Here is a 26,337-nt window from a genome sequence, read left to right as displayed (position 1 = left end):
TCAACGTCCCCCCGGGTTCTGGTTGCCGAAGAAACGCAGCTGCACGGCATAAAGCGAGAGCGTCACCACCAGGAGCACCAGCGCCGCCGCGCCGCCCATTCCCCAGTTGACCAGCGACTGCACGAACTGCGCGATCAGTTCCGCCAGCATCATGTTGGCGGTGCCGCCGAGAAGCGAGGGCGTGACGAAATAGCCGAGCGACATGACGAAGACCATCAGGGCGCCGGCGGCCATGCCGGGCATGGCCAGCGGCAGCAGAACACGCGTCAGGCACTGCCAGCGGTTGGCGCCGCAAAGGGCGGCCGCCTGCAGCGTCGACGGATCGATCTTCTTGATCACGCCGTAGAGCGGCAGGATGATGAAGGGAAGCATGATGTAGGTCATGCCGATCGTGACACCGGTTAGATTGTTGACGAGCGCCAGCGGCTGGTCGATCAAACCCATGCCCATCAGCATCTTGTTGATGAGCCCGGTGCGTTGCAGCAGCACCATCCAGGCATAGGTGCGGGCCAGCAGGTTGGTCCACATCGACAAGAGCAGGATCGCAAAGATCACCGAGCTCAGCCGACCGGGCATGATTGCCAGCGCCCAGGCGACGGGAAAGCCGATGAGCAGCGAAATCACCGTAACGAAACCCGAGACGACGAAGGTATTGGCGAAAATCTTGAGATAGGTGGCCGATCCGATCAGTTGCGCATAATTGCCAAGACCCGGGACGGGTTCCAATACGCTTCGCAGCAGCAGGACCACCACCGGCACGACGAAAAAGATTGCCACGAAGGCCAGAGCCGGAACGACCCCGCCAAAACCTGTTGCCCTGCGCGCCTTCGGCAGAGGCATGATCGCGCCAGAGGCATCGCTATATGTCGACATGACAGTCCTTCCCACCCGTCAGTTTCCGCTGGCGGCGAGGTCCGATGACCGGCGCCGACGCTGCGGGAGGCACGGCGAACGATCGCCGTGCCCGTTCATCTCCAGTTTTCGGACTATTTCGCCTGCCAGGCGTACCACTTCTCGCCGATGGCATCGCGATTGTCAGCCCAGTAGTTCATATCGGCATTGACCTGGCTTGCCGTCTGCTGGTCCGGCAGGGTCTTGGCGGTTTCCGCATCCATCAGCTTGGCCGACTCGACATTGATCGGCGCATATCCCGTGGCCTTTGCAAGGGCAGCCTGCGGTTCCGCCGAGGTCGCCAATGCAATGAACTTCATCGCCGCTTCGGCATTCGGCGAGCCCTTCGGCACGACGAGCGCATCGGCAGCGGTAATATTCTGCTCCCAGGAGGTTTCAACCTTGATGCCGGTCGCGGCAAGCGCCGTCATGCGGCCGTTCCAGACGCTGCCGAACGGCGCCTCGGCGGAAGCCAGCAGCTGCTGCGACTGCGCGCCGCCCGACCACCAGATGATATCGGACTTGATCGTATCGAGCTTCTTGAAGGCGCGGTCGAGATCGAGCGGATAAAGCTTGTCCGCAGGCACGCCGTCGGCAAGCAGCGCCGCCTCGATCACACCGGGAGCCGACCACTTGTAGAAGGTGCGCTTGCCGGGGAACTTGGCCGTGTCGAACAGGTCGGCCCATGTCTTCGGGCAGGCTTTGACGGCATCGGCATTGCAGCCGATGACGAAGGAATAATAGAAGCTGCCAACCGAATAGTCGGTGACGAAGCGCGGATCGAGCTTCGACTTGTCGATGACGGAGAAGTCGAGCTTCTCGAGCTGGCCGTTCTTGCCGGCCTGGGCGGCATAGTCGCCTTCGACATCGACGACATCCCAGTTGACTTCGCCGGCCTCGACCATGGCCTTGAGTTTGCCGTAGTCGGTCGGGCCGTCCTGCACGACGGTGATGCCGGTCTTTTCGGTGAACGGGCTTGCCCATGCCGCCTTCTGCGCATCCTGGGTCGTTCCGCCCCAGCTCGAGAAGACCATGCTGTCAGCGTGCGCCGGCGCGGAGACCGCCACGAATGCGGCAACCGCCGCGAAAGCAAATGTCGTTTTCATGTTCCCTTATCCTGTTCTGGTTTGTCCTGCGGGTATGCCTTATGCCGTCAGCGCGCCTCGCTCCGGGGAGAGAAGCTTGCCGGCTTCATAATCTTGTTTTCCGCCACCTCGATCAGGTCGCGGATCTTCGGCAGAAAGGCCTGCCAACGGGGATCAGCCAGAAGCCGCTGGCGTCTCGCCTCGCGGTCGTCCAGGCTGGTAAAAGCCCAGATGTGCACGATCTCGTTGATCGTGCCGATCTCCGAAAAGAAGTAGCCGACGAGCGTGCCGAGATGGCCCTTCTGGATCTCGATCCCTTCTTCCTCGACGACCTTGAGATATTGCGGGATCGTCCCGTTCTTCAGCCGATAGGTGCGGACTTCGTAAAACATCGGCGCTACCTCATCACGAAAGGATCGGGGATCGGATCGTCCGACGTCCTGAGCCAGATCGTCTTGGTGCGGGTATAATCGAGCGCCGCGGCCATGCCGCCTTCCCTGCCGTGTCCCGACAGGCCGAAGCCGCCGAACGGCGCGATCGGCGAGACGGCGCGGTAGGTGTTGACCCAGACGATGCCGGCACGGATGCCCTTGATCAGCCGGTGCGCCCGGGTGAGGTTCTGCGTGAAGATGCCGGAGGCCAGGCCGTAGCGGGTGTCGTTGGCAAGCCGCAGTGCCTCGGCCTCGGTCTCGAAGGAGACGACGGAGAGGACCGGCCCGAAGAACTCCTCGATCAGTGAGGGCGAAGCAACATCGTCACAATCGAGGATCGTCGGCGGGAAATAATAGCCTTCGCCGTCGATCTTGCGTCCGCCGGTGACGAGGCGGGCGCCGCTTTCGATCGACTTCTCGACGAGAGCGCCGATATTGTCCTGCTGGCGCTTTGTAGCAAGCGGGCCGACTTCGGTCGCCATGTCGAGCGGCGCGCCGATGCGGATCGCCTGCGCCTTCTCGCGCAGCAACGCGACGAACCGGTCCTTGACGCTGCGCTCGACGATCAGGCGCGAGCCGGCAACGCAGCTCTGCCCCGTCGCCGCGAAAATGCCCGCGACCTGGGCGTTGGCGGCGCTTTCGAGGTCGGCGTCGGCAAAGACGATGAAGGGCGACTTCCCACCGAGTTCAAGCGAGGTAGAGGCGAGATTTTCGGCCGAATTGCGCACGACGTGCCGGGCGGTTTCGGGACCGCCGGTAAAGGCGACATGCGCGACCTTCGGGTGACGGCCGAGGGCCGCACCGCAGGAGGCGCCGAAACCAGTGATGATGTTGACGACGCCGGCGGGAAAGCCTGCCTCATGCACCAGGCGCGCGAATTCAAGCAGCGGCGCCGGCCCGTCTTCCGAGGCTTTGACCACCATGGTGCAGCCGGCCGCGAGCGCCGGGCCGATCTTGACGGCCGACAGGAAGAGCTGGCTGTTCCAGGGCACGACCATGGCGACGACGCCGATCGGCTCGCGGCGAAGCCAGACGTCCATATCGGGCTTGTCGATCGGCAGGTAAGAGCCTTCGATCTTGTCCGATATGCCGGCATAATAACGGTAATATTCAGCGACATAGGCGATCTGCGCGGACGTTTCGCGGATAATCTTGCCGGTGTCGCGCGTCTCCAGCTCGGCGAGGATCGGGGCGTTGGCGGCAACCAGATCGGCGAGCTTGTAGAGCAGCTTGCCGCGCTGCGTCGCCGTCATCTTCGCCCAGGGGCCATCGTAGAGCGCCCTTTCGGCAGCGTTCACGGCCCGATCGACATCATTCTCGCGCGCCTCGGGCATCTCAGCCCAGACGGTGCCGGAAGCCGGATCGATGCTCGGATAGGAAGCTTCGCCATCCGAGAATTCGCCGTCGATATAATGCTGGAAACGCCGCATGGCTTTTACTCCTGAAATGCCGGCATGACCTCGGCGATGAAGCGCTCGAGCGACGCCTTCTTGCGCTCGAAACTCATGCCGGTGTCGATCCAGAAGGAATATTCGTCGTAGCCGAGGGCCTCATAGGCCTTGAGCCGGTCGATGACGGTCCGGGCATCTCCGACGACATTGTTGGTGCGCATGACCTGATCCGACAGCATCGCGTTTGCCCGGATCTGCTCGTCCGGAATCCGTTCGATCAGGCCCTGGGTGATCGGCTTCTCATTCTTGAACCAGGCGAAGAAGTAGTTGTAATAGACGCTGAGTTCATGGGCCGCTTGGGCGACGTCGTCTTCCGACGAGCCGACATAGGTGTGGCGCAGCAGCATGATCTTCGGCCGCTCTATATCAGGGTTCTTGGCGCAGGCATCGTTGAAGCGGTCCATCAGCGACTGGACCTCGTCATCGCCCTGCCAGAGCGGCGTCACCTGAACATTGCAGCCGTTGGCGACGGCAAATTCATGCGAGTTAGGATCGCGCGCGGCAACCCAGATCGGCGGGTTTGGCTGCTGCAGCGGCTTCGGCGCCGAGGTGGTCGCGGGAAACTTGAAGAACTCGCCGTCATGGGCGTAGTCGCCGTTCCAGATGCCCTTGACCGCCGGGATGAGCTCGCGCATGCGCTGGCCAGCACCCCAGGCGTCGAGGCCGGGCAGCAGACGCTCATATTCGAAGGAGTAGGCGCCGCGGGCGATGCCGATATCGAGCCTTCCATCGCAGATAATGTCGGTCATCGCCGCTTCGCCGGCGAGCTTGATCGGATGCCAGAAGGGCGCGATCACCGTTCCCGTCCCAAGCCTTGCCCGCGACGTGCGGCGCGCGAGATCGGCAATGGTCACGAAGGGATTGGGGGCAATGGTGAAATCCATGCCATGATGCTCGCCCGTCCAGATCGCATGCATGCCACCCTTGTCGGCAATCTCGCAGAGCGCGACAAATTCCTCATAGAGGCTCTTATGGCTCTGGCCGGCGTCGAGCCGCTCCATATGGACGAAGAGGGAGAATTTCATGCTTTTGCGCCCTTGGCTGGAATGGGATGGATTTTGCCGCCGGTCTCGTCGCCGAAATAGACGCCGAAATTGCCGATCGAGCTTTCCATCGCGAAGCGGTTGACGATATCGGCGGTCGAGTTGGTCTTGAATTTCGCCGCAGCCAGGGCGTCGGGCTTGACGAACCTGCCGCCGGCAGGCTCGCCGTCGCCGGCAACGGCGTGATAGACAATATGCTGCTTGCCGTCGCTCTTGCCCTCATAGACCGAATAGAGGAAGCCGATGCTGACCGTCAGCCCGGTGAGCGTCTCCAGGTATTTTTGCAGCGCTTCGGTCGGGTTGCCGTCATGGGCGTCGATGTTCGGCAGGGAGAGCACATCCTCGCCCAGCAGCAGAACCTCACCGCGGCGTTCGACCACAGCCGCTAGCTCGATATTGCCTTCGGCCGCGGCGGAAACCGCCTTGCTCGCGAGCGTCGGCGTGAAATAGCCGCCGCGCGCATAGCCGAGACCGTTGCGGCCGCTATTGTCGAAAGATTCGATACGGCCCATCAGGATGACATGGTCGCCGGCCTCGATGACCTCTTCCATGGCGCATTCGAACCAGGCCGCCACGTTCGAGAAGATCGGGCAGCCCGCCGATCCCTTGGCCCATTCGACCGCCGCAAATCGGTCTTCGACAGGACGCGCGAAAGTATTCGACACGTCCTTCTGCGTTTCCGACAGCACGTTGATGGCGAAATGCGGCGCTCCGGTCATGGTGGCAAAATTGCGCGAGGTCTTGGCGAGGCAGACGAGCAGCAAGGGCGGATTGAGCGAGACCGAGGTGAAGGAGTTCGCGGTGAAGCCGATCGGATTTCCATCTCCGTCGCAGGCGGTGACAACGGTCACGCCGGTGGGAAAAGCGCCGAATGCATCTCGCAATGCCCTCGGGTCGACAGTCTGGATTGTCATCGTTCATCCTCCCCGAACGACAGCCACTCGGCGAGCAGCGAATTGACGATATCAGGCGCGGTCAGGTTCACCATGTGACGATGGCCTTCGACGATGCGGACCCAGCCCTTCGGTGCGAGCGCCGCCATTTGCTCTGCCATCAGAGGTGTCGAATTCGGATCGTCGGACCCCGTCAGGAACAGGGCCGGACCAGCCACGTCTTTCCAACGATCGGCATAGGTCTCGTCTCCGCCGGCAAAAGCGGCGTAAGCGACAGCATAACCCTCCGGATCGACGAGGTTGAGCCATTTCCGCGTCAGTTCCCGCGCAACGACGCTGTCTGCATCGTCGCCGAACCAGCGCGCCAGCGGGCCTTCCTTGTCGACCCCCGTCACCGGAATGGCCGCGGCCCGTGCGAGCACAGCGGCCTTTGCTTCCGGATCGCGCCTGTAGACGCCGTTGAGGTAGGCGACACGGCTGACCCGTTCGCCGAACGTCGCGGCCGCCCCGCCCGATATCAGCGCCCCCATCGAGTGGCCGGCAACATTCACCCTATCGATCGCCATCTCCTCGAGAAAGCGCCCGAACCAGGCGACAAACTCCTCCAGGCGGCTGCCCGCTGGCAGTTTTGCACTCTCGCCATGCCCCGGCATGTCGACGGCAATGACGCGATGGCCGGCCGACAGAAAGGCGATCTGCGGTGCCCAGGCCTCTAGCCGCATGCCGACGCCATGAATGAGAACCAGCGGCTCGCCGCTGCCCGCCTCGTGATAGGCCGTCCCGCCTGGCGTCTTCTTTCGGGGCAAGTCACCGGCGCCTTTTGCTGCAGCGGCGCCCGAGATCGATCCGGCTGTCAGCATCCCAGCGCCCACCCTTTCAAACGCCCGCGGGGTTGGCGACGTCCTGCCCAAGATCTTTCAGATCCTGGTAGCGGTCGCCAATGCGGTGATGCGGACGCCCGCCCACTGAAGCGCCGAGAGCCACGACGATCTCGTCAGCGGCAGGCGCGTCGGGGATCGAGGTCTGGATGGTGAGATAGTGCGACCGGCGGCCTTCGTCGTTCTTATCCATCAGCGGGATCATGATCGGCGCATTGGCAGGACCGCGCGTGTTGCAGAAGGCGAGATAGGACTTGGCGCCGACGGCATGGCGATAAAAATTGCCGAAGCGCAGCGTGTGGATGAGCGCGGAGGCATGTTCAATCTCACCATCCAAACCGACGACGGCGGCCTTGCCGTAGGCTTCGACGGCATCGCCGGAACCGACCGCATCGATGATCATCTTGGTCAGCAACTCACCCAGAACCGGAGCGCCCGCATGGATTTCCGGCTTGAGGTCTTCAACAAAGCCGCGGCCCGCCCAGGGGTTCTTCACGACCGCGAAAGCCGAAAACAGCTTCAGCGGCACCGCCGCGGCCTTGCCGCCTTCGATCAGCGTCGTTTCAATCTGCAGTCCCGTCTTACGAATTTGAATGGCCATGGAACACCTCGTCTCACTATTTGATATTATGGTATACCATAATACATCGGTGTCAAGTTGGTTTCGGCGGGGGCGCAGATTGGGGATGCCGACTTATATGTTATCCATTATGGCATACCATCACATCGACCAAAGACGGGTGTCAAGCTCGGAGTGTAGAGTTCCGGGAATGTGATTGCCTATGCGCAGTGGCATCGACAAATGTCGATGCGACGTCGCCTTGTCGGCGGCCTGCAGTGATCGTTTTATGCAATACGACGAGTTTTAAGGAATTATTCCGCAGGCTTCTGGGCGGACAGCACCGCTTCGGCAATTGCGCTGGCGGCGGCGACATGATCCATCGCCGCCCGCTGGGCCCCCTCGCCGTCGCCGCGGCGGATAGCGTCGACGATCTTCGACATTTGTGCCGGCCCCTCGATGCCGCGCCGCTCCGTCTTGATCGTCATCGAGCGCAGATGGTTGATGCGCACGGTGAGCAGGTTGACGACGCCCCAGGCGACATGCCTGTCGACCATGGTGAACAGTGTTTGATAGAAGGAAGAAGTATTGGCGAGCACACCCGCCATATCCTGATCGCGATAGCTGTTGCGGATTGCGCTCAGGGATTCCTCGAGCGCGGCGACGATTTCGGGGCTGCCGCGTTCTGCGCACAGCCGCGCCGCCATGCCTTCGAGCGCACCGCGGATTTCATAGATCTGTTTGGCTTCCTCGATATCCAGCTGGGCGACGATCGGTCCCTTGTTCGGCAGATTGGCGACTAGTCCTTCCGATTCCAGATGCCTCAGAACCTCGCGCACCACCGTCCGGCTGACGCCGAGCTGGGCGCAGAGGTCGCGCTCGACAAGCCGGTCTCCGGGCCGGAAGTATCCGTTGACGATGGCCTCGCGGACCTTGTCGAGCGCCAGTTCCCGCAAGGTCTTCGCAGGACGCTCGACCCTGATTGCTGCGTCCTTCAGAGCACCGCTCATGCTGTACCTCAGTGTTGGATTGACTTCGCAGGCTAAAGCCAGCCGAACTCGGGAATCGTATTATGGCCTACCAAATAGTGTAGCTGTCGGCGACCGGCAATTCAACAGCACCGTGCCGATCCAAGTTTGTCAGCCTAGGCGTCAGAATTGGGCCTCGGCCGGACGATCTCTTCGGCCACGGCCTTCGCCTGCACCCGGATGTCGGGGACGGCGGTGATCTCCCAGAATTGTCCCGCCGTCAAGGCGCCGACGGCAAACAGCCGCGCCGGCGAGATCCGGGACGGAGCCGTCACTTCGGAAGCTGCATCCACCTGGATGCCGAGGCCAAGCGGATCGGGAACAATAAGCTGAAACCGGCTCATTTCCTGCAGAAGCGGCGAATGGCTGATGCCGGCGCGCTCCATACCCGTGCAGTTGACCAGCCAGTCCGCCCTGATCTCGGCGATCTCGCGTTTGGCCCTGACCCTGTACCCGGCGACCAGCCTGTCATCTTCGGCCTCGAGCGATTTCAGGAAGCCCGCATGGAAGCGAACGGTTCCGTCTAAGACCAGTTTCTCGAACCCTGCGAACACGTCGGGCGCGACCCGGTGACGGTGGATGTTCCACCAGGGAAGCGCATGCCGCAGGAACCGTGCTCGCTCGTCGTGCGAAAGCCGCTGCCAGAGAGCCTGCGTGGCCGGCCTCAGGCCGTCCATCACGCTCCGCCAGTCGGCGACCGACCTGCTCTTTTCCCGCAAGATCTTCAACAGGCCGCTGATCGTAGCCGGAAGCGTGTGAACGTCGATCGGCAGCGGCGCGGGCGGCGTCCTCGCATGGCCGAGCGGCGCCAGGCCGCGTCGCGAAAGCACGTCGATCCTGCCTCTGTGGCCATGGGCGCGAAGTGCCAGAACCTGATCGATCATCGTCAGGCCGGAGCCGAGAATACAGACCGCATCGGAGGGCGCGACGCGCCTCAGCCAGAAGAGCCGCCACGGGTTCTCAACGATCCGCGATCGCAGCAAAGACGGAACGCCAATCGGTTCGACCGGAAGGTCGGCGTTTCCGACGCCGAGGCAAAGCACCACATTCTTCCCGGCGACCTCGTCGCCATTGCCGAGGTGAAAGGCGAGCGTGCTGGTGTAACGCTCCACGCACCCGGCTGCTTTGGCCTTGATGAAATCGACCCGGCAACGGCCATCCCGCTTTCGAAGCAGCCGCGCAAGCGTATCCCTGACATAAAGGCCGTAATCGCTGCGCGAGGCGAAATCGCCGGCCTGCATAGGACGTCCATGGGCCTTCAGCCAGTCGACGAAATCGTCAGGGTGATGGGGCAGCAAGCTCATGCGGCCGGCCGGCACGTTGAGGCGATGGAGATAGAGCTCCGTCCTATATGCCGTCCCGCGTCCGAAACCGGCATCGTCGCCGACGACCGCGATCTTCGCCGACGCGGGAAGCAGCTCGACGAGATTACAGGTCACAGCGATCGCTGAAAAACCGGAACCGACGACGATAACATCGTATGTCAAGGCATTCTCCCTGAACATCGGTAAAGCCGCTTCTTGTCACTCACCGCCACGCGGATGGCTCAACCGGCAGAATCACGAAAACAATTATCTTCATAGTCTATAAATATAGTTTGTTATTCCTCCCGCCAGCCCCTTATCAACCATTACCCTTTTGCAGGTGAGATCAAGGGGCCGGGTGGCCCTCGAACAACGGGGCTCAAGATGAATTTCAGAAATTTGCTTGCCGCAATCGCCGTCGGCGTCGGCACTCTCGCAACGGCGATCGCCGCTGAGGCGGCGGACAAGAAGGTCGTCGTCGGCTATCAAACCGACGCCCTGCCGTCTTCCGTGGCAATCGCCAACGGCGAATTCGCCAAGAAGACCGGGTATGACATCGACTTCCGCAGGTTCAATTCCGGCGCCGAGATATTCGCGGCCATCGCCTCGGGCGACGTTCAGGTCGGCTATGTCGGCTCCAGCCCGTTTGCGGCTGCGGTATCGCGCGGGCTCGAGGTCAAGGCCTTCTATCTTGCCTCGATCTCCGGCATCGATGAGGCTCTCGTCGTCCGCAACGGCTCGGGCATCGAAAGCCTCAACGATCTGAAGGGCAAGAAGCTTGCCGCCGCGCCCGTCTCCACGGACCACTATCAGCTTCTAGCGCTGATCAAATCGCTTGGCCTGACCGAGAAGGACGTCCAGGTCTTCGCAATCCCCCAGCCTGAGATCGTGGCGAGCTATAACCGCGGCGATATTGACGGCGGTTTCGTCTGGGATCCGGCGCTCACCGAACTCAAGAAGAACGGAAAGGTCCTGGTGACCTCCAGGGAGGTGGCGGACAAGGGAGCTCCGACATTCTCTGCCTGGGTCGCCACCTCGAAGTTCGCGACCGACAACCCGGAATTCCTGAAGGGCTTCGCCTCGGTCATCAACAAATACTATGCGTCCTTCGCCTCGGACAAGGCCGCCTGGGGTCCCGACAGCGACAACGCCAAGGCGCTCGCCAAGCTTCTCGGCGGAACGGCCGAGCAGCAGGCCTCGGCTCTGAAGAACCTGACGCTGCTCACTCCCGAGGTCCAGGCATCGGACGCCTGGCTCGGTGGCGGCGAAAAGGCGGGCGCCGGCAAGATCCTGAAGGACACGGCATCGTTCCTGAAGGAACAGGGCAAGGTGTCCGACGTGCTGGCAAATTACGGCGCCTTCGTCACCGCCGACGCACTTACCAGCGTCAGCAACTGATCCTCCCCGATGCCGGCGCGACAATCGTCGCGCCGGCATCGAACTTGCGAGTGGCACCATGCTTAAAGTCGATCACGCCAGCGTTTTCTTCGCAGCCCGGGACGGGCGGACCGTCCACGCGCTCGATCGCGTTTCCTTCGATATCCCCGAACGGGGTTTCGTCGTCGCGCTCGGCGCCTCGGGATGCGGCAAATCAACCCTTCTCAACGCGATCGCCGGTTTCCTTCCGTTGTCAGATGGCCGGATCACGCTCGATGGCCGCGCGGTCGAACGCCCAGGCGCCGATCGCGGCGTCGTCTTTCAGAAAGATGCGCTGCTGCCCTGGAAATCGGTGGCCGACAATGTCGCGCTCGGCCTGAAATTTGCCGGCGTCAACCGCAAGGAGCGGCAAGCACGCGCCTTGGAACTGCTCCGGCTCGTCGGGCTTGACGAATTCGCCGGCGCCTCTCCCTACGAGCTGTCGGGCGGCATGCGCCAGCGGGTCGGCATCGCCCGCGCGCTTGCGACCAATCCTGACATTCTGCTCATGGACGAGCCGTTCGGCGCGCTCGACAGCCTGACCCGCGAGCAGATGCAGGAACTGCTGGTTTCGGTCTGGGACAAGACGGCGAAGAAGGTTTTCTTCATCACCCATTCGATCGAAGAGGCGCTGTTTCTCGGCACACAAGTCCTGGTTATGTCGCCTCGGCCAGGCCGCGTCGTCGCCCGCTTCGATCTCGATTTCATCAGACGCTTCGCGGAGACGGGCGATGCACGATCGATCAAGGCGTCGCCGCAATTTGCCGAGCTGCGCGAGGAGATCCGCGCCATTCTCCACAGCAGCGAAGATTTGAGGAGCGCCGCATGAGCGATGTAATACAGGCCTCGCCGGCTGCGGCCCACGTCCAGGATCGTCAGGTCAAGCTGGTGAAAATGGCCGGCTTCGGCGCCGGCGAGAGATCAACGGTCGCCATCAGTGTTGCCACCGCGCTGGCAATCCTGCTGCTGTGGTGGCTCGTCGCTGCCCTTGGCATCGTCCCGCACCTTTTCCTGCCGCGTCCCGATGAAGTGTTGACGCAGATCGGCGTCATATATCGCGATGGTTACGCCGGTGCATCGCTTTCTGAACACGTGGCCGCAAGTCTGTTCCGCATCATCGTTGCGGCTCTCATCGCCATCTCCGCCGGCATTCCGCTCGGATTGCTCATGGGCCTGAACCGCTGGGCCAAAGGAGTGCTCGATGCACCGATCGAGTTTTACTGGCCGCTTCCGCCGCTTTCTTACCTGCCACTGATGATCATCTGGCTCGGTATCGGCGAAACGTCGAAGATCACGCTGCTGGTGCTGGCGATGTTTGCGCCGATCTGCCTTTCGGCCCAGGCCGGCGTTCGTTCGCTGCCGATCGAGCGCGTCAATGCCGCTCGTTCGCTGGGTGCCAGCCGGCTGCAGCTCTTCATCGACATCGTCCTGCCGTCGGCTCTGCCCGAAATCCTCACCGGCATCCGCATTGCGCTCGGCGTCGGCTGGAGCACGCTGGTTGCGGCCGAATTGATCGCCTCGACGCGCGGGATCGGTTTCATGATCATGTCGGCGTCGCAATTTCTGGCAACCGACGTCGTCTTTGTCGGCATCGCCATCATCGCGGTCTGCGCCTTCACCTTCTCGGCCGCCATCCGTTTCCTGGAGACCTACCTTGTGCCTTGGAAAGGCAAGCTCTGAGGGAATGCAAGCAATTCAAAACGTCAAAGCGCCGCGGTCTGAAAAGATGCGCGGCGCTTAACGTCTTTGCGTAACCTCGTTCAGACCATGGATCGATTGGAGTTCGGCGGCGACGAGCTCCTGAAGGCGCCATAAATTGCGATCGCGGATGCCGCGTTCTTCCAGATGCTTCACCGTCAGATAGAGATATTCGGCGCAGGAGCCCATATGCCCGCAGGCCCTGGCAAGCACGCGCGCCACCGTCTCCAACGGCAATCTGCGGGAAACGCGCTCCCCTTTCGGGCCGGCCCAAAAGACCAGCGCGCGCACCAAGCCATGTGCGGTCTCGACAGGAATCCAGCGAACCGTCGCCGCATCTTCGTTCGTGCCGACCTCACGGCGGATCAATCGCCGAATTTGACCGAGGCGATCGTCATCGGCAAGCTTGTAGAGGATGCCGTTGCAGCGTCCGCCACGATCAAGCGCCATCATGAGGCCGGGCTGCGCCCGGCTTCCCCGCCAGCGGGTCATCTTCAGGCAGAAGGACCGATGCCAACCCCTTGCTGCGCCGCGCTGCCACTCGACGGCATCGAAGTCCGGCTTCCATATCAATGAGCCATAGGCGAAAACCCAGAGCGGCGCGCCGGCGGATTCCTGCAGCAGCCGCCTGGCGAACGTCTCCACCTCCATCTCGGTCAGCGGTGTGCGGTGCGGCTCGGGACCGGGATCGAGCTCGGGGCGAAGGCTGAGCGACACGAGCTCGTCCGTAAGAGCCATGCTGGTTGCGCCGAGCATCCGAACCTCGCTTCGCCGCATTAAAGCCTGCTTATGCTCGGTGATATCCCTCACCTTTCAATGCACCGTAAATCTGGCCGAGTCGGCCCGGCGCCGCTGCAGGCTGCGGATCAGCATCACGGCCTCCCTGACGATCGCCGCAAATGTCGTATCGTCGGCCTCGGCGATCCTGCCCGTCATGTCGCGGATGATCGTCGTCAAATGCATGATCGAATGGCGATGTTGCGCCTCGTCAGGCCCGATTTCGGCGTCGGCCATGGCAAGCAGCGTCTGCACCAGGCGCTCCATGGTTTGCCGGCGCCGGCTCCTGGGGTCGGCATTCGGATCTTCGCTGAGGCGCAGGAGCTCGTCGATGACATCGGACATTCCGCTTCCATTCACATCGCAAAAGCCGGTCGTGCGAAAACGCTGCGCCTTCGATCGCCGGTGCGCATCTTCAAGGCATCCAGCAGCCGATAGCCGGTTCGCCAGCGGCCAAAACCACTTGCGATATTGATGTGGCCGGCAAGGCCGATATTCCTGGTCTCCGACTTCCACAGGCGGCCAAACAAGGTCAGCCGATCGACCGTCATGTAGGCGTCGTTCATGCTGCCGACGACGATGCTCGGAAATGGCAGAGGCGCCGTCGGCATGCCGCCGAACGCGATATGCCCGGGATGGAGTATTTCCGTAGCCGGCAGATGGCAGGGAGCAACGAGCAATGCTCCCTTCACGCGCCGGGCAGCGCTTCGCCCGGCCAACCGAGCGGCGAGCAGGCATCCGAGACTATGGGCGACCAGATAGGCTTCGCCAGCCTCTTCAAGCGCTTCTTCCAGTCGCGGCAACCAGCTGTCGAGGCTAGGATGATCCCAATCGTCCTGAGCGACAAAACGGCTACCCGGCTGATCCTGCAGCCAGTGCTGTTGCCAATGCCCCTCTCCCGAGCCGAACAATCCGGGGAGAATGAGGACTTCGCTCATCTGATCAGTCCGATCACCAAGGCGAAGAGGAAGGTGAAGGAACCGGCGACCGTGCAGATCCCGGCCGCATGCCTGAACTGCGACATGAGGCTTCCCGTTGCTCTTCGGGTGTGCCGACGGTCGCCGGTCTCAACAGCAATCGCCATCCCGCGCCCTCCTCAATACCAAAGTCCCGGCATCGCGCCCCAATAGTGAAGTTCGTATTCGCGCGCCGACCGTTCCTGCTCCTCGTCGCGGGTGACCGCTGCGTTTGCAGGCTTTCGCAGCTGGCGCCGGAAGCGGGCGATCGCAAACTTCAGCCAGAAATGGAAATCAAGCTTCATGCGAACCTCCTGTCAGGAACTGGTCGGTTGGGAAATCAACTAATGACGTTGCGCATTGGCGAGAAGATCGCGCAGCGATGCAGTCGGCCCGTAGAGCATCAGCAGGCGGTTTTCCTCGCGCTTGGCCAGCCGATATCGGCGAGCAAAGTCAAAGACGCTCCAGATTTGCTCGCTTGATCCCTGCGGGCCTGCATCATCCATCGCTGCCTCCTGAGAACGAAGTTCGTGACGCGCCTTATTCGGCTGCCGCTACTGCCGGTCTTGCCTCTGGAAAGAAGGCTGACAATTCGCCGACCACTTCACCGATGCGGTTCGAAAGCGCATCGGAAGAGACCGCGTAATCCGCAAAATCACGGTCGGACGCATAGACGGCCGTCGGCAGCGTATGGGCCATGAAGAAACCGAATAGCGGCCGGAGCTGATGCTCGACCATCAAGGCGTGCCGGTCGCCGCCGCCGGTCGCCGTAATGATGATCGGCTTCGCGCGGAGCTCCTGTGGATCGATCAGATCGATGAGGTGCTTGAAAAGGCCGGGGTAGGAGCCCTTGTAAGTCGGCGAACCGATAATCAGCACATCGGCCCTTACGATCTCGTCGACGACACGCCTGGCCTGCTCGTCGAGGTCCTTGCGCCACAAGGCGCGACCCAGCGACGGACCGAGATCGTGGAGATCATAGGTTTTGCTCGAAAAGCCGTATCTGACGCTGGCGCGTTCGGCGACATGCCGGACAAGAGCCAGTGTCTTCGATGGGCGGTTGAAGCTGCCGGCAATGCCGACGAGTTTGAAACCTGACATGGTTTTTCCTCTCTGTGGTTGCCTCGAATATTGTCTATAAAATTACTAGATTAAAGGAATGTGCGTCTCTCCTTCGCCGCTCCATTAAAAAAACATTCGTCTTGAAGTTTACGGTTTGTCGCCGCGGAGGTGGCGTTCGAGGAAGGGCAGATTGTCCTGGCCCCAATAGAGCTCGCCGTCATAGACATAGCTGGGAAAACCGAAGACGCCGCTGTCGCGCGCATGCATGCGGTCTGCCGACCATTTGTTCTGGACGTCGTCGTCGGCTTGCCGCCGGAGAAGTGCTGCGCCATCGAAACCGGCTGCTGTCACGATCGCCTCGCGAACATCAGCCTTGCCGATATCCCTCGCCTCGCTCCATAAAGCATGCTGCAGGGCCCTGGTAACGCCAATCCAATCCTGCCCGTCGAGATAGGCGGCGATCACGAAGAGGGATGCCGGGGTCGGATCGCTGAGCTCCGGCCGATGCTCCAGCCGCAATTCCTTGCCACGCACGCGCGCCCAGCGTTTGAGGTCGCGCGTCCAATAAGCACGACGGATCTCCGGGCGGTTGCGCGAGAAGATGCCGCCATTCTCCTCGACCACCGTCGTCAGATAGGGCGTGACGACGACGTCGTTCTTCGCCGCCAGTTCGGTAAAGGCGTCGAAGCCGATGTGGGACCAGGGCGAGCCGATCGAAAAGAAATATTCCACCGATTTGGTCACTGAGGAATGTTCCTCCTGAGATGATGGGTTGATGGCGAATGCGTGCCGTCGTCTGCTGACGGCCCTTCAGGAAGCGGCCCGAATTTCCGGCTGCGCTTTCCATCCGCGCTCCGGGGCGATTCTGGTGGCGAAGTCGTGGAGGATCTGGCGATATTCCTCGTGCTCGAACTCGTAAGGGAGCTCCAGCCTTAGCTCGCTGACCTCGGGCAGGATCGGATCGGCGAAAAGCCGCTCCAATATTTCCTCCGATGTGCCGACGATATCGCGGGCGAACAGGGTGCGCCGCTCACCCTGTGGCGAAAGCGTCCGCTGATGGCGGCCGTCGGCATAGTCGCGGTAGCGGCGGCGGGTTGGCGCATCGGCGCTGTCGAAAGGCACGATGACGCGGCCGAGCGCGACGCGGCGCTGCGTTCCAGAGTCGCGATAGGTTTTAATGAGCGTGGATTGGGCAACGAAGAAATCGTCGGTCCCCTCCCCCGTTATCACATTCCCGGTCAACAGGTTGAAGCCGTTGCGGCCGGCCCAGCCGGCCGAGCGTTGCGATCCGCCGCCATACCAGATCCGGTCGATCAAGCCGTTGGCATAGGGCTGCAGGCGCGGCCGCCGTGGGCCGAAGGGCGTCTTGATGAAGGTCGCGTCATCGCCGAGATAGGAGCCGCGCAGATTGTCGGCAAAGCGCAGCACGCGGTCATGCGAGAAATCGTAGCTCGTCCAGTCACCGTCGAAGGCGAGCGGACCGATCAGCTCGGCATGCGGCGGCCGGCCGGCGCTGACGCCGATATTCAGCCGTCCGCGTGAGAGGACATCGACCGTGGCAAGGTCCTCGGCCAACCGGTAGGGGCTTTCATAGCCGATCGGAATGACCGCCGTTCCGAGCTCGATCCGGCTGGTGCGTTGGGTGGCCGCCGCCAGAAAGGCGCTGGCGGAGGAGATCCCCGGCTCCAGGTGCCGCTGGCGGACCCAGGCGCTGTCGAAACCGAGTTCCTCGCCATAATGCAGCTGCTGGAGCGTCTGCTCCAATCCCGACAAGGGATCATCATCGGGATAATTGCCTGGGGTGAGGAAGCCGATATGGCTGATCGATATATCGCCGCCGCTCATCTCATGTCTTCCGATAATCAATATTTCGGCAGGCCGGGAGGATTGGTCTCCGATGCGGGCAACGCTTCCTCGGAAAGATGCCAATGATCGAGTATCCCCGCATAGGTGCCGTCCTTGATCAGACCGTTGGTGGCGATAGTCAGCGCATCGGCGAGTCCGCTTCCCTTACGGGTGGCGATGGCGACGTCCGATCGATCCGGCCAGCCGGCGCTCAGCGTGCCCACGCGCTTGATGTTCTTGTCGCGCGCCGCGATGAAAACGAGCTGTGCGTGCGGCTGAACGATGACATCGGCGCGACCGGAACGCAGCGCAAGAAGGCTCGCCGCCTCGTCGTCATAATATTGCAGTTCGATCGGCTTCAGGCCCGCGGCGACGTCCTCTTCGCTCCACTTCACCAGGATGCGCTCCTGGTTGGTGCCGGCGCCGACGATGATCCTCAGGCCCGCCGCATCCTTCGGCTCCTTGATCGAGGTGATGGGACTATCGGATCTGACGAAGAAACCGTGCAGGCCCTGGCGATAGGTGGAGAAATCGAACTTCTCCTTGCGCTGCTCGGTCACGCCGACATTGGAGATGACGGCATCATATTTGCCCGATGTGAGGCCGAGCGGCCAGTCGATCCAGGCGACCGGTACGATCTCCAGCGTCAGGCCGAGGCTGTCGGCGATGGCATAGGCATAGTCGGGATCCGCGCCGACCACGGTCTTGGCATCGGTGGCGTAAGTGGAAAGCGGCGGGCCGCCGGGGCTGACGGCGATGGTGAACTTACCTGGCGTGACGAACTTGAATTCCTTGGGGATTGCGGCGATCGCCGCATTGTTCCTGGCTACATGAAGCCTGCCCGGCTGCTGCGGGCTCAGGTCGAAATCATCGGCCGCATGGGCTGCACCGAGGCCGGTCAAGGCTGCCGTCAGCGCCGCGAAGAAAAGGTGCGGATATCAAGAAAACTCGCCACGTTCGATATGTCTCCGTTTGCAGTGAAAGGCAGGGACGGGCCGGCTCGAACGGCCGTCCGTCCCGTAAACATTACGAACCACTCTTCGGCAGGCCGGGCGGGTTGGTCTGGGCCTTGTCGATCGCCTCGGGACCGAGATTCCAGGCGTCGAGGATCTTCTTGTAGGCGCCGCTGGCAATCAGGTCGTTGACGACATTGGTGACGGGCGCCGCCAAACCACTGCCCTTGCGCGTGGTGACGGCGATCTCGGCCGTGATCGGCCAGCCGCCGCTGACGGTGCCGACGAGTTTGGTCTTGCCGTTGATTCCCGCCGCATAGGCCTGGGTGGCGTTGACGCTGAAGACCGCATCGGCCCTGCCGGACTGCACGGCGAGGTCCTTGACCGCATCGTCGTCGTAATACTGCACCTCGATCGGCTTCAGGCCGGCCGCAACATTCCGCCGGTCCCATTCCAGCAGGATCTTCTCCTGATTGGTGCCGGCATCGGTGATGACCTTCAGGCCGGCAATGTCCTTTGGCTCCTTGATCGACGTGATCGGGTTGTCGGGCCTGACGTAGAAACCGAGCTCATCCTTGCGGTAGGTCGAGAAATCGAACTTTTGCTTGCGCTCTTCCGTCACCGTGACGTTGGAGATCACCGCATCGAACTTGCCCGAGGTGAGCCCCAGCGGCCAATCGGCCCAGGCGGCGGAAACGAGGTTGAGCTTCAGGCCCAGGCTGTCGGCGATCGCCTGCGCCAGATCGACGTCATACCCGATGACCGTCTTGGAGTCGGAGGCATAGTCGTGCAGCGGCAGATTGCCGCTTGAGCTGATGCCGACGGTGAAGACGCCGTTTTCGACGAACTTGAAGTCCTTGATTTCAGCGATGCGCTTCTCGTTCTTTTCCACCCGCAGCCGGTTCGGCTGTTCGGGGCTGAGATCGAACTTTTGCTGCGCCTGAGCGGAACCGAAACCGATCGCGCCAATGGCGACCGCTCCTGCTACCAGAAACCTTACTCTATCTGTAAATGCCATGCCCCTTCTCCATTTCATCTTACGGTTGCGGTTATTGTCATTTGACCGGAGCAGCCCGTCGCGGCCCGGCATTTCGCCAGCGCTGTCAGGCGCTAGAGAACCTTGGCGAGGAATTCGCGTGTTCGCGGGTGCTCTGCTTGCGTGAAAATCCGTGCCGGCGGACCGGCCTCGAGAATGCGGCCGGTTTCCATGAAGACGACGGTGTCGGCGACTTCGCGGGCAAAACCGATTTCATGGGTGACGATGACGAGCGTCGTTCCGGTGCGGGCGAGCTCCTTGATGACGTCGAGCACCTCGCCGACGAGTTCCGGATCGAGTGCGGACGTCGGCTCATCGAAGAGCAGCACCTTGGGGCGGAGCGCCAGCGCGCGGGCGATCGCGACACGCTGCTGCTGGCCGCCGGAGAGCTGACGCGGATAGGCATTGATCTTGTCGCTGAGACCGACGCGTGCCAGCAGTTCCTGCGCCAGCTGCACGGCTTCCTCACGGCCGACGCCGCGAACCTCGATCGGCGCCTCGATCAAGTTTTCGAGCACGGTCAGATGCGGAAAGAGATTGAAGCTCTGGAAGACCATGCCGATATCGGCGCGGCGTTTGAGGATCTCGTTTTCCTTAAGCTCGTAGAGTGTATTGCCCTTTCTGCTGTAGCCAACGAAATCGCCGTCGACGGAGATGAAGCCGTCGTCGACACGCTCCAGGTGATTGATTGACCGCAGCAGCGTCGACTTGCCCGAACCGGAGGGGCCGAGAATGGCGGTCACGCTGCCGGCCGGCAGGTTGAGCTCGACATCGTCGAGCACTTTCAGCGAGCCGAAGCTTTTCGAGATGCCGTGGATGCGCACCGCACCGCCTGGCCGCAGAGCTCCCGCATCACGGAAGCCAGGATTGCGCACTTTCTCGCTCGCGCTATCGAGAACCGGCAGCGGACGGCGGAAGCGTTGGAAAAATGCCTGGAAAGGCAGCGGTGTCGGATTGCGCACGGCGCCCTTGGAGAAGTAGCGCTCGATATAGTGCTGGGCGACCGACAGCACGGTCATAATGATCAGATACCAGACGGTCGCGACCATCAGCAGCGGAATGACTTCGAGATTACGGCGGTAGATCACTTGGACGGTGTAGAACAGCTCCGGCAGCGCCAGCACGTAGACGACGGACGTGCTTTTCGCCAATCCGATGAGCTCGTTGAAACCGGTCGGCAGAATCGAGCGCATCGCCTGCGGCAGCACGATGCGGAAGGCCTGGCGGCGGCGCGGCAGACCAAGTGCAGCGGCGGCTTCCAATTGCCCATGATCCACCGACAGAATGCCGCCGCGGACGATCTCGGCGAAGAAGGCCGATTGGTTGAGGGTGAGGCCGAGATAGGCAGCGGCGAAAGGCGTCAGCAACTGCACGGTGGGATAGTCGAACAAGACCGTGTCGGTGAACGGGACGCCGATCCTGATCGTTTCATAGAGATAGCCGAGATTGTTCAATATCAGCAGCAGCACGATTATCGGGATCGAGCGCAGCAGCCAGATATAGCCCCAGGAAAGACCTGATAGCAGCGGCGACTTGGAGACGCGGGCAAGCGCCAGCGCTGTTCCAAGAATGGAACCGGATATGGCGGCAAGCGCGGTCAGAAGCAACGTCCGGCCGAGGCCGACGAGCACCGGCTCGGCGAAGAACCATTCGGCGAAGACGCCCCAACCCCAGCGCGGATTGGTGAAGGTGGAATAGAGCACGGCGATGATGACTACGGCCGCAAATATCGTGCCCGCCAGCCGCTCGGGATGGCGCGCCGGCACGATGCGGTAACGGGAATAGTCCTGCTTCGGTTCTGCCGTTCTGCTGGCAGGCTCAGTGCCCGCGAAATCCGTCGTCAGTGCCATTCTTGCTTCCCTCTATGATTATCGTCTTGTCAGAGATTTGCGCCGGCCACGCGCAGGCGCGGTTCGGCCGCCTCGGCTCCGAAGACCGGCGGAACGAGGTGGGTGATGTCCTTCTCGAAGGGCAGGCTCTTGTAGATCTCAGGATCAGCTGACATGTCGAAGAGAGCAGTGTAACCATAGTTCAGATAGAGGCCGACGGCCTCGGGCTGGCGGAAACCGGTCGTCAGATAAATCCTCGTATAACCTTGGCGGGCCGCCTGAGCTTCCAGCTCCACCAGCACCTTGCGGGCAAGGCCCTGGCGGCGCAGGTCCGAGCGTGTCCAGATGCGTTTGAACTCGGCCGTGCGATCGTCGTAATGCTTGAAAGCGCCGCCGCCGATGGTTTCGCCATTGCGGATCAGCAGCAGAAAATTGCCGTGAGGCGGCGCGAAAGCTTCGGGGGGATAGCGGTTCAATTCGGCTGCAGCGCCTTCGGCATTGAAATAGGTGCCGTAGCGGCTGTCATATTCGTGAATCAGCTCGTCAATCAACGGCTTGGCGCGGGGATCGAGAGGGGTCGTATAGAGAAACGTGTCGCTCATGTCGTTCGTCACCCGTTGTCGTCAGTGAGAAAGGTTTCGGCGAGCCGGACCCAGTAGCGGGCGGCGGGCGCGATGATCGCGTCGTTGAAATCGTAATGGGCGCTGTGGAGAGGCGCGCTGTCGCCGTTTCCGACGAAGAGGTAGCTGCCGGGATTGGCCTGCAGCATGAAGGCGAAATCCTCGCTTGCGGTTCGTGGACGGAAGTCCTTCTCGATCGCCGCGAGACCGAGCGCGTCGTAAGCGACATCGCGGGCAAATGCCGTTTCCTTGGCGTGATTGATCAGCGCCGGAAAACCGAGGCGATAATTCACATCCGCCTCGGCGCCGAAGCTTTCGGCCTGAGCGCGGGCAAGGGCCGGAATGCGCTCTTGCAGCAACTGGCGAACCTCCTCGCTGAAGGCCCGCATGGTGAGCTTCATCTCCACGCTCTCGGGGATGACATTCGAGGCGGAGCCGGCATGGATCGAGCCGACGGTGGCGACCGCCATATCTTGGGGATCGACATTGCGGGAGACGACGCTCTGCAATGCGGTGATGAAGGAAGCCGAAGCCAGCACCGGATCGACGGCACGGTGCGGTTCAGCGCCGTGGCCGCCCTTTCCGACGATCCTGATAACCGCCTGGTCGACAGACGCCATGGCCGGACCGGTGACGAAGCCGAACTGGCCCGCCGGAACGCCCGGCCAGTTGTGCAGTCCGAAGACAGCATCGACAGGAAAGCGTTCGAACAGCCCTTCCGAGATCATCTTGCGGGCGCCGGCGCCGATTTCCTCGGCGGGCTGGAAGATCAGCCTGAGCGTGCCGCTGAAATTGCCGCTTTCGGCGAGATAGCGGGCGGCGGCCAGCAGGATCGACGTGTGCCCGTCATGGCCGCAGGCATGCATGACGCCGGGATTGCTGCTGGCATAGGCGAGGTCGGTCGCCTCCTCGATCGGCAGCGCGTCCATGTCGGCGCGGATACCGATCCTCTTCCCGTCCCCGCCGCGCCTGAGGGTGGCGACGATGCCGGTGCCGGCAATGCCGGTCGCCACCTCGTAGCCCCAGGAGGAAAGGCGGGATGCCACGAGCTTGCTGGTCCTCAACTCCTGAAAGGCCAGCTCGGGATATTGGTGCAGATCGTGGCGAAGCGCGATGATCTCATCAAGATAGGCAGCGATGCCCTTCTCGATCGGATCGTTGCTGCGGGTGTTCTGAGCGATGGTGTCCATGGCGGTTCGCGCGGCGCCTCAGACGCCGACAGCCCTCCCCTTCTCGACCTGATCGGCGCTGGCCGCATAGCGGCTTTCCCGGAAGGGCAGGCCCAGATGATCGCGCAGCGTCTCGCCCTTGAGAACCGGATCGAAATAGCCGCGCTCGGTGAGGATCGGCAGGACGTGCGCGGCGAAGTCCTCGAAGCCTTCAGCGATGACGGGGAAGCCGAGAATGAAGCCATCGGCGGCGCCATTATCAACCCAGCGGATGATCTCGTCGGCAATATGCTCCGCGGTCCCGATGAAGGCGGTGCGCGGCGTCGCGGAATCGAGGGCGACCTGGCGAAGTGTCAGCCCCTTCTCGCGCGCCGTCCTCTTGATGCGGTCGGTGGTGGCCCGGAAATTGTTCCTGCCGATATCGCCAAGGTCAGGGAAAGCCTCATCGAGCGGGTAGACGCTGAAATCATGATGATCGAAGAAGCGGCCGAGATAGAGGAGCGCCTCCTCGATCGTGACGAGATTGCGGATCGTCTGATACTTGGCTTCCGCCTCCTCAGCCGTTTTGCCGACGATCGGACCGATGCCCGGATAGATGCCGACTTCCGCCGCTGGCCGCCCGTGAGCAATGACGCTATCCTTGAGCTGACGATAGAAGCCTCGCGCCTCTTCGAACGGCCCGCCATTGGTGAAGACGGCGTCGGCATGCTTGCCGGCAAGCCTGATGCCGGAATCCGAAGCACCCGCCTGGAAGACGACGGGCTGGCCCTGCTTCGATCGGCCGATGTTGAGCGGTCCCTCGATACGGAAGAAGCGGCCTTTATGGTTGAGGCGATGCATCTTCGCTTTGTCGACAAAGACGCCGGTCTCGCGATTGCGCACGAAAGCGTCGTCGTCCCAGGAATCCCAGAGACCCTTGATCGCGTCGATATAATCCTCGGCGATCTCGTAGCGCAGCTCGTGCTCGGGATGTTCACGGCTGTAATTTCGCCCCGAACCCTCGAGCGGCGAGGTCACAGCGTTCCACCCTGCCCTGCCGCCGCTGATGAGATCGATCGTGGCAAACTGGCGGGCAATGGTGAAAGGATCGCTGTAGGACGTCGAGACCGTGCCGACGAGGCCGATCTTCGAGGTTGAAGCCGCCAGCGCCGAGAGAATGGCGATCGGCTCGAACCGGTTGAGGAAATGCGGGATCGACTGCTCGTTGATATAAAGCCCGTCGGCGACAAAGGCGAAAGCGATGCCGGCCGCCTCCGCCTTGCGCGCCGTCGTCACGAAGAAATCGAAATTGACGCTGGCATCGGCCGGTCCGCTCGGATGTTTCCAGGCATTCATATGGCCGCCGGGACCTTGCAGCATGATGCCGAATGTGACGTGTTTCTGAGCCATGGGATCGATCCTCCTTGGAAAAGGGTCAGGCGACGAGGGAAAGGCGCTCGGCGGCGAGCAGCTCGATGGAGGCAAGCCGGTCGGCGGTTGAAAGCGCCGGCGTGTCCAGCACGAATTCCTTGACGCCGTAGCGGCGGTGGAGCTCGTCCAGTTCCTTGCGGATCTGCTTTGCCGTGCCGTGCAGCACGCTCGGCACCTTCTCCTCGATGCGGTAATCGGTGACGCCGGCCTGCCGGGCAAATTCGGCTGCCTGCTCTTCGCTGCCGACATTGACGGTCTGACCGTTCGGCAGGAACACCTTGACGATCCTGAGCTTGCCGACACGCTCGCGGGCATATTCCTCGCTTTCGGCAGCGAAGGCTGCGAGCGCCAGGATGGGACGCTTGCCGCCCGAGGCCCGTTCATAGGCTTCAAAGGTCTTGCTCAGATTGTCGGGATCGCCATTCAGATGGCCGGCGAAGACGAGCTCCCACCCCTTCTCGGCCGCGAGTTCGGCGCTCTCGACGCTGGCGCCGAGCAAGAAACGCTCCGGAGCCGTCGGCGGGAAAGGAGTCGCCTGGGCACCGTCGTAATTAGGATCGGCCGCGAGATAGGTGTTGAGATCGGAAAGCTGGCTCGCAAAATCCGGCTTCCTCACCGGATCGACGGCAAGTTGCAAGGCGCGCGTCGACAGCGGAAAGCCGCCCGGCGCCTTGCCGACGCCGAGGTCGACGCGGCCAGGCGCAAGCGATGCCAGGAGATTGAAGGTCTCGGCAACCTTGTAGGCGCTGTAGTGCTGCAGCATGACGCCGCCGGAGCCGACCCGGATCCTCGATGTCTTGGCGAGAAGATAGGCTATCAGCGCCTCCGGCGCGGAACTCGCCAGGTTGGACATGTTATGATGTTCGGCGACCCAGAAACGGTGATAACCGAGTTCCTCGGCCCGGGCGGCAATCTTTACCGTCGCCCGCAACGCGTCGGCGGCGGAGAGGCCCTGTTCGATCGGGCTTTTGTCGAGAAGGCTGAGGAGGTAGGTCATGGCGCCACGATCCGCTCAGTGGTTGCAATATTTAATCTATAAAATCAGTAGACAAATATCATGATAAGAAATGACATTCTCTTTCGCGGACAATGAGAGGAAAAAAGCAGCCGCAGCTGCGACGGAAATTCAGATGCCGGGAATGCGGGGCGCGCATGCGCATGGATCTTTCAATCGACCATTTAATGATCTATATTCTGGTCAACATGGAGGTGCCGCATGAAGCTGTCAGAACAGGTCAAGCCGATCAGCTATCTCAAGGCACATGCGCCCGAGATCATCCGGACGCTGAAGGACAATCCGCAGCCCGTCGTCATTACCCTTCACGGCGAGGCAAAGGCGATCCTTCAGGATGTCGGCCGATATGAAGAAACGCAGGAAACGCTGGCGCTGCTGAAGGTGCTGGCGCTCACCAATCGACAGGTCGAGGAAGGCAAGCTGCGTCCTGCATCGGAATCCTTCGCGCGCATCCGCAAACGTCTGACCGACGACCAGTCCTGATGCGTTATCGTGTTCTTCTTGCCGAGGACGCGGAACGCGACGTCGAGGATCTCTATCGTTTCATTGCCGCCCGCGACGGCGCCGAGACGGCAGAGCGCATCCTGACGGAAATCGAAAGCGCCTGCGCCGATCTCGAAGAATTCCCGGCCCGCGGAAACATTCCAAAAGAACTGGCCAGCATCGGTATCTCCGAATACCGCGAACTGCACCATAAGCCCTGGCGCATGATCTACCGTATCATCGGCGCCGACGTCGTCGTCTACTGCGTGGCGGACGGCCGTCGCGACATGCAGGCCTTCCTGGAACGAAGGCTGATCCGCTAAAGCGCGTCGCGATCTTTCAGATTCGCTCCCTACGCTTTAGCTCTTTGTTTTTACGCATGTCGTTGCCGCAAAACCGCTGCACACTTTTGCGCGACAGGCTGTAACATTCGGCATCCCCCTCTCCTTCGGCATCGTCGCCGGCGATCATCCGAGCATGGATGACCCGGACGAGCGCCGAAAAC

Annotated in this window: 31 protein-coding genes; 5 read left to right on the top strand and 26 right to left on the bottom strand. The window is 61.9% G+C overall.

All coding sequences use genetic code 11. From position 1 onward, the window contains the following. The 10 genes from AMC88_RS21840 to AMC88_RS21795 all read right to left on the bottom strand — a co-directional run bounded on the left by AMC88_RS21840 (position 1) and on the right by AMC88_RS21795 (position 9,764). Complete coding sequence (locus AMC88_RS21840) at positions 1-873, bottom strand: ABC transporter permease (RefSeq protein ID WP_064825894.1); 873 nt, start codon at positions 871-873, stop codon at positions 1-3. Between the two features lie 113 nt (positions 874-986). Further along, positions 987-1,997, bottom strand: coding sequence for an ABC transporter substrate-binding protein (locus AMC88_RS21835; protein WP_064823215.1), 1,011 nt, complete (start codon positions 1,995-1,997; stop codon positions 987-989). Positions 1,998-2,044: 47 nt separating this feature from the next. Then, positions 2,045-2,368, bottom strand: a complete 324-nt coding sequence (locus tag AMC88_RS21830) for an NIPSNAP family protein (RefSeq protein ID WP_064823214.1) — start codon at positions 2,366-2,368, stop codon at positions 2,045-2,047. 5 nt (positions 2,369-2,373) lie between these two features. Continuing rightward, complete coding sequence (locus AMC88_RS21825) at positions 2,374-3,837, bottom strand: aldehyde dehydrogenase (RefSeq protein WP_064825893.1); 1,464 nt, start codon at positions 3,835-3,837, stop codon at positions 2,374-2,376. A gap of 5 nt (positions 3,838-3,842) precedes the next feature. Further along, on the bottom strand, positions 3,843-4,883 hold the full coding sequence (locus tag AMC88_RS21820; RefSeq protein ID WP_064825892.1) for an LLM class flavin-dependent oxidoreductase: 1,041 nt from the start codon (positions 4,881-4,883) through the stop codon (positions 3,843-3,845). Continuing rightward, on the bottom strand, positions 4,880-5,815 hold the full coding sequence (locus AMC88_RS21815) for a flavin reductase family protein (RefSeq protein ID WP_010018987.1): 936 nt from the start codon (positions 5,813-5,815) through the stop codon (positions 4,880-4,882). Before AMC88_RS21815 ends, AMC88_RS21820 begins: the two co-directional genes overlap by 4 nt. Then, entirely contained in the window at positions 5,812-6,654 is an 843-nt protein-coding gene (locus AMC88_RS21810; RefSeq protein WP_064823210.1) for an alpha/beta fold hydrolase, read from the bottom strand. The genes AMC88_RS21815 and AMC88_RS21810 overlap by 4 nt, the downstream gene beginning before the upstream one ends. Positions 6,655-6,670: 16 nt before the next feature. Continuing rightward, positions 6,671-7,273 (bottom strand): amino acid synthesis family protein, encoded by a 603-nt coding sequence (locus AMC88_RS21805; RefSeq protein WP_004676653.1) that lies wholly within the window; start codon positions 7,271-7,273, stop codon positions 6,671-6,673. A gap of 272 nt (positions 7,274-7,545) precedes the next feature. Then, on the bottom strand, positions 7,546-8,241 hold the full coding sequence (locus AMC88_RS21800) for a GntR family transcriptional regulator (RefSeq protein WP_011427648.1): 696 nt from the start codon (positions 8,239-8,241) through the stop codon (positions 7,546-7,548). A gap of 134 nt (positions 8,242-8,375) precedes the next feature. Continuing rightward, the gene (locus AMC88_RS21795; RefSeq protein WP_170960074.1) at positions 8,376-9,764 is read right to left on the bottom strand and encodes an FAD/NAD(P)-binding protein; all 1,389 of its coding nucleotides are present in this window, start codon (positions 9,762-9,764) and stop codon (positions 8,376-8,378) included. A gap of 183 nt (positions 9,765-9,947) precedes the next feature. Here AMC88_RS21795 and tauA point away from each other — a divergent pair, with 183 nt between their 5' ends. Genes tauA through AMC88_RS21780 form a run of 3 tightly spaced genes read left to right on the top strand, consistent with a single transcriptional unit; the run spans position 9,948 to position 12,659 of the window. After that, on the top strand, positions 9,948-10,961 hold the full coding sequence (gene tauA, locus AMC88_RS21790; protein WP_016736935.1) for a taurine ABC transporter substrate-binding protein: 1,014 nt from the start codon (positions 9,948-9,950) through the stop codon (positions 10,959-10,961). 58 nt (positions 10,962-11,019) lie between these two features. Then, positions 11,020-11,808: a taurine ABC transporter ATP-binding protein gene (locus AMC88_RS21785; RefSeq protein ID WP_064825890.1), complete on the top strand. Its 789-nt coding sequence runs from the start codon at positions 11,020-11,022 to the stop codon at positions 11,806-11,808. Next, positions 11,805-12,659, top strand: coding sequence for an ABC transporter permease subunit (locus AMC88_RS21780; protein ID WP_064825889.1), 855 nt, complete (start codon positions 11,805-11,807; stop codon positions 12,657-12,659). The genes AMC88_RS21785 and AMC88_RS21780 overlap by 4 nt, the downstream gene beginning before the upstream one ends. A 57-nt stretch (positions 12,660-12,716) precedes the next feature. Here AMC88_RS21780 and AMC88_RS21775 read toward each other — a convergent pair whose 3' ends face one another. From AMC88_RS21775 to AMC88_RS21715, 16 genes are all read right to left on the bottom strand, one after another. Continuing rightward, a complete protein-coding gene (locus AMC88_RS21775) occupies positions 12,717-13,433 on the bottom strand; it encodes a gamma-glutamylcyclotransferase (RefSeq protein WP_185171373.1) in 717 nt (238 codons plus the stop codon). Positions 13,434-13,490: 57 nt separating this feature from the next. After that, a complete protein-coding gene (locus tag AMC88_RS21770) occupies positions 13,491-13,799 on the bottom strand; it encodes a hypothetical protein (RefSeq protein WP_064825887.1) in 309 nt (102 codons plus the stop codon). An 11-nt stretch (positions 13,800-13,810) separates the two neighbouring features. Next, complete coding sequence (locus AMC88_RS21765; RefSeq protein ID WP_064830090.1) at positions 13,811-14,392, bottom strand: RBBP9/YdeN family alpha/beta hydrolase; 582 nt, start codon at positions 14,390-14,392, stop codon at positions 13,811-13,813. Then, on the bottom strand, positions 14,389-14,538 hold the full coding sequence (locus tag AMC88_RS33740) for a hypothetical protein (RefSeq protein ID WP_167355296.1): 150 nt from the start codon (positions 14,536-14,538) through the stop codon (positions 14,389-14,391). Before AMC88_RS33740 ends, AMC88_RS21765 begins: the two co-directional genes overlap by 4 nt. Before the next feature lie 12 nt (positions 14,539-14,550). Then, positions 14,551-14,715: a hypothetical protein gene (locus AMC88_RS33735; RefSeq protein WP_010019785.1), complete on the bottom strand. Its 165-nt coding sequence runs from the start codon at positions 14,713-14,715 to the stop codon at positions 14,551-14,553. A 39-nt stretch (positions 14,716-14,754) separates the two neighbouring features. Next, complete coding sequence (locus AMC88_RS33730; protein WP_010019783.1) at positions 14,755-14,916, bottom strand: hypothetical protein; 162 nt, start codon at positions 14,914-14,916, stop codon at positions 14,755-14,757. A gap of 34 nt (positions 14,917-14,950) precedes the next feature. After that, positions 14,951-15,511 (bottom strand): FMN reductase, encoded by a 561-nt coding sequence (gene msuE / locus AMC88_RS21760; protein ID WP_010009814.1) that lies wholly within the window; start codon positions 15,509-15,511, stop codon positions 14,951-14,953. 108 nt (positions 15,512-15,619) lie between these two features. Then, positions 15,620-16,216 carry a 2-hydroxychromene-2-carboxylate isomerase gene (locus tag AMC88_RS21755; protein ID WP_064830089.1) on the bottom strand — a complete coding sequence of 199 codons (597 nt, stop codon included), beginning with the start codon at positions 16,214-16,216 and terminating at the stop codon, positions 15,620-15,622. 66 nt (positions 16,217-16,282) lie between these two features. Next, on the bottom strand, positions 16,283-17,317 hold the full coding sequence (locus tag AMC88_RS21750) for an LLM class flavin-dependent oxidoreductase (RefSeq protein WP_064830088.1): 1,035 nt from the start codon (positions 17,315-17,317) through the stop codon (positions 16,283-16,285). A gap of 17 nt (positions 17,318-17,334) precedes the next feature. After that, positions 17,335-18,219, bottom strand: a complete 885-nt coding sequence (locus tag AMC88_RS21745) for an ABC transporter substrate-binding protein (protein ID WP_225880736.1) — start codon at positions 18,217-18,219, stop codon at positions 17,335-17,337. 124 nt (positions 18,220-18,343) lie between these two features. After that, positions 18,344-19,288: an ABC transporter substrate-binding protein gene (locus AMC88_RS21740; protein WP_064825882.1), complete on the bottom strand. Its 945-nt coding sequence runs from the start codon at positions 19,286-19,288 to the stop codon at positions 18,344-18,346. Positions 19,289-19,380: 92 nt separating this feature from the next. After that, complete coding sequence (locus AMC88_RS34560; protein ID WP_081277753.1) at positions 19,381-21,156, bottom strand: amino acid ABC transporter permease/ATP-binding protein; 1,776 nt, start codon at positions 21,154-21,156, stop codon at positions 19,381-19,383. Positions 21,157-21,185: 29 nt separating this feature from the next. Then, on the bottom strand, positions 21,186-21,737 hold the full coding sequence (locus AMC88_RS21730; RefSeq protein ID WP_081277757.1) for a GNAT family N-acetyltransferase: 552 nt from the start codon (positions 21,735-21,737) through the stop codon (positions 21,186-21,188). 8 nt (positions 21,738-21,745) lie between these two features. Next, positions 21,746-22,945, bottom strand: a complete 1,200-nt coding sequence (locus tag AMC88_RS21725; protein WP_064825880.1) for a M20 aminoacylase family protein — start codon at positions 22,943-22,945, stop codon at positions 21,746-21,748. Between the two features lie 18 nt (positions 22,946-22,963). Continuing rightward, a complete protein-coding gene (locus AMC88_RS21720) occupies positions 22,964-24,313 on the bottom strand; it encodes an LLM class flavin-dependent oxidoreductase (protein ID WP_064825879.1) in 1,350 nt (449 codons plus the stop codon). Between the two features lie 25 nt (positions 24,314-24,338). Further along, entirely contained in the window at positions 24,339-25,331 is a 993-nt protein-coding gene (locus AMC88_RS21715; RefSeq protein WP_064825878.1) for an LLM class flavin-dependent oxidoreductase, read from the bottom strand. A gap of 219 nt (positions 25,332-25,550) precedes the next feature. On the opposite strand from AMC88_RS21715, the gene AMC88_RS21710 reads away from it, so the two are divergent. Both AMC88_RS21710 and AMC88_RS21705 read left to right on the top strand, forming a co-directional pair. Next, positions 25,551-25,832 carry a type II toxin-antitoxin system Phd/YefM family antitoxin gene (locus AMC88_RS21710; RefSeq protein ID WP_064825877.1) on the top strand — a complete coding sequence of 94 codons (282 nt, stop codon included), beginning with the start codon at positions 25,551-25,553 and terminating at the stop codon, positions 25,830-25,832. Continuing rightward, the gene (locus AMC88_RS21705; protein WP_064825876.1) at positions 25,832-26,155 is read left to right on the top strand and encodes a type II toxin-antitoxin system RelE/ParE family toxin; all 324 of its coding nucleotides are present in this window, start codon (positions 25,832-25,834) and stop codon (positions 26,153-26,155) included. Before AMC88_RS21710 ends, AMC88_RS21705 begins: the two co-directional genes overlap by 1 nt. Positions 26,156-26,337 lie beyond the last annotated feature (182 nt).

Origin of the sequence: Rhizobium phaseoli (assembly GCF_001664385.1) — a bacterium.
GTDB classification, from domain to species: Bacteria; Pseudomonadota; Alphaproteobacteria; order Rhizobiales; family Rhizobiaceae; genus Rhizobium; species Rhizobium phaseoli.
The sequence above is the reverse complement of the archived record's forward strand: the minus strand, read 5'-3'. Positions and strand labels throughout refer to the sequence as shown.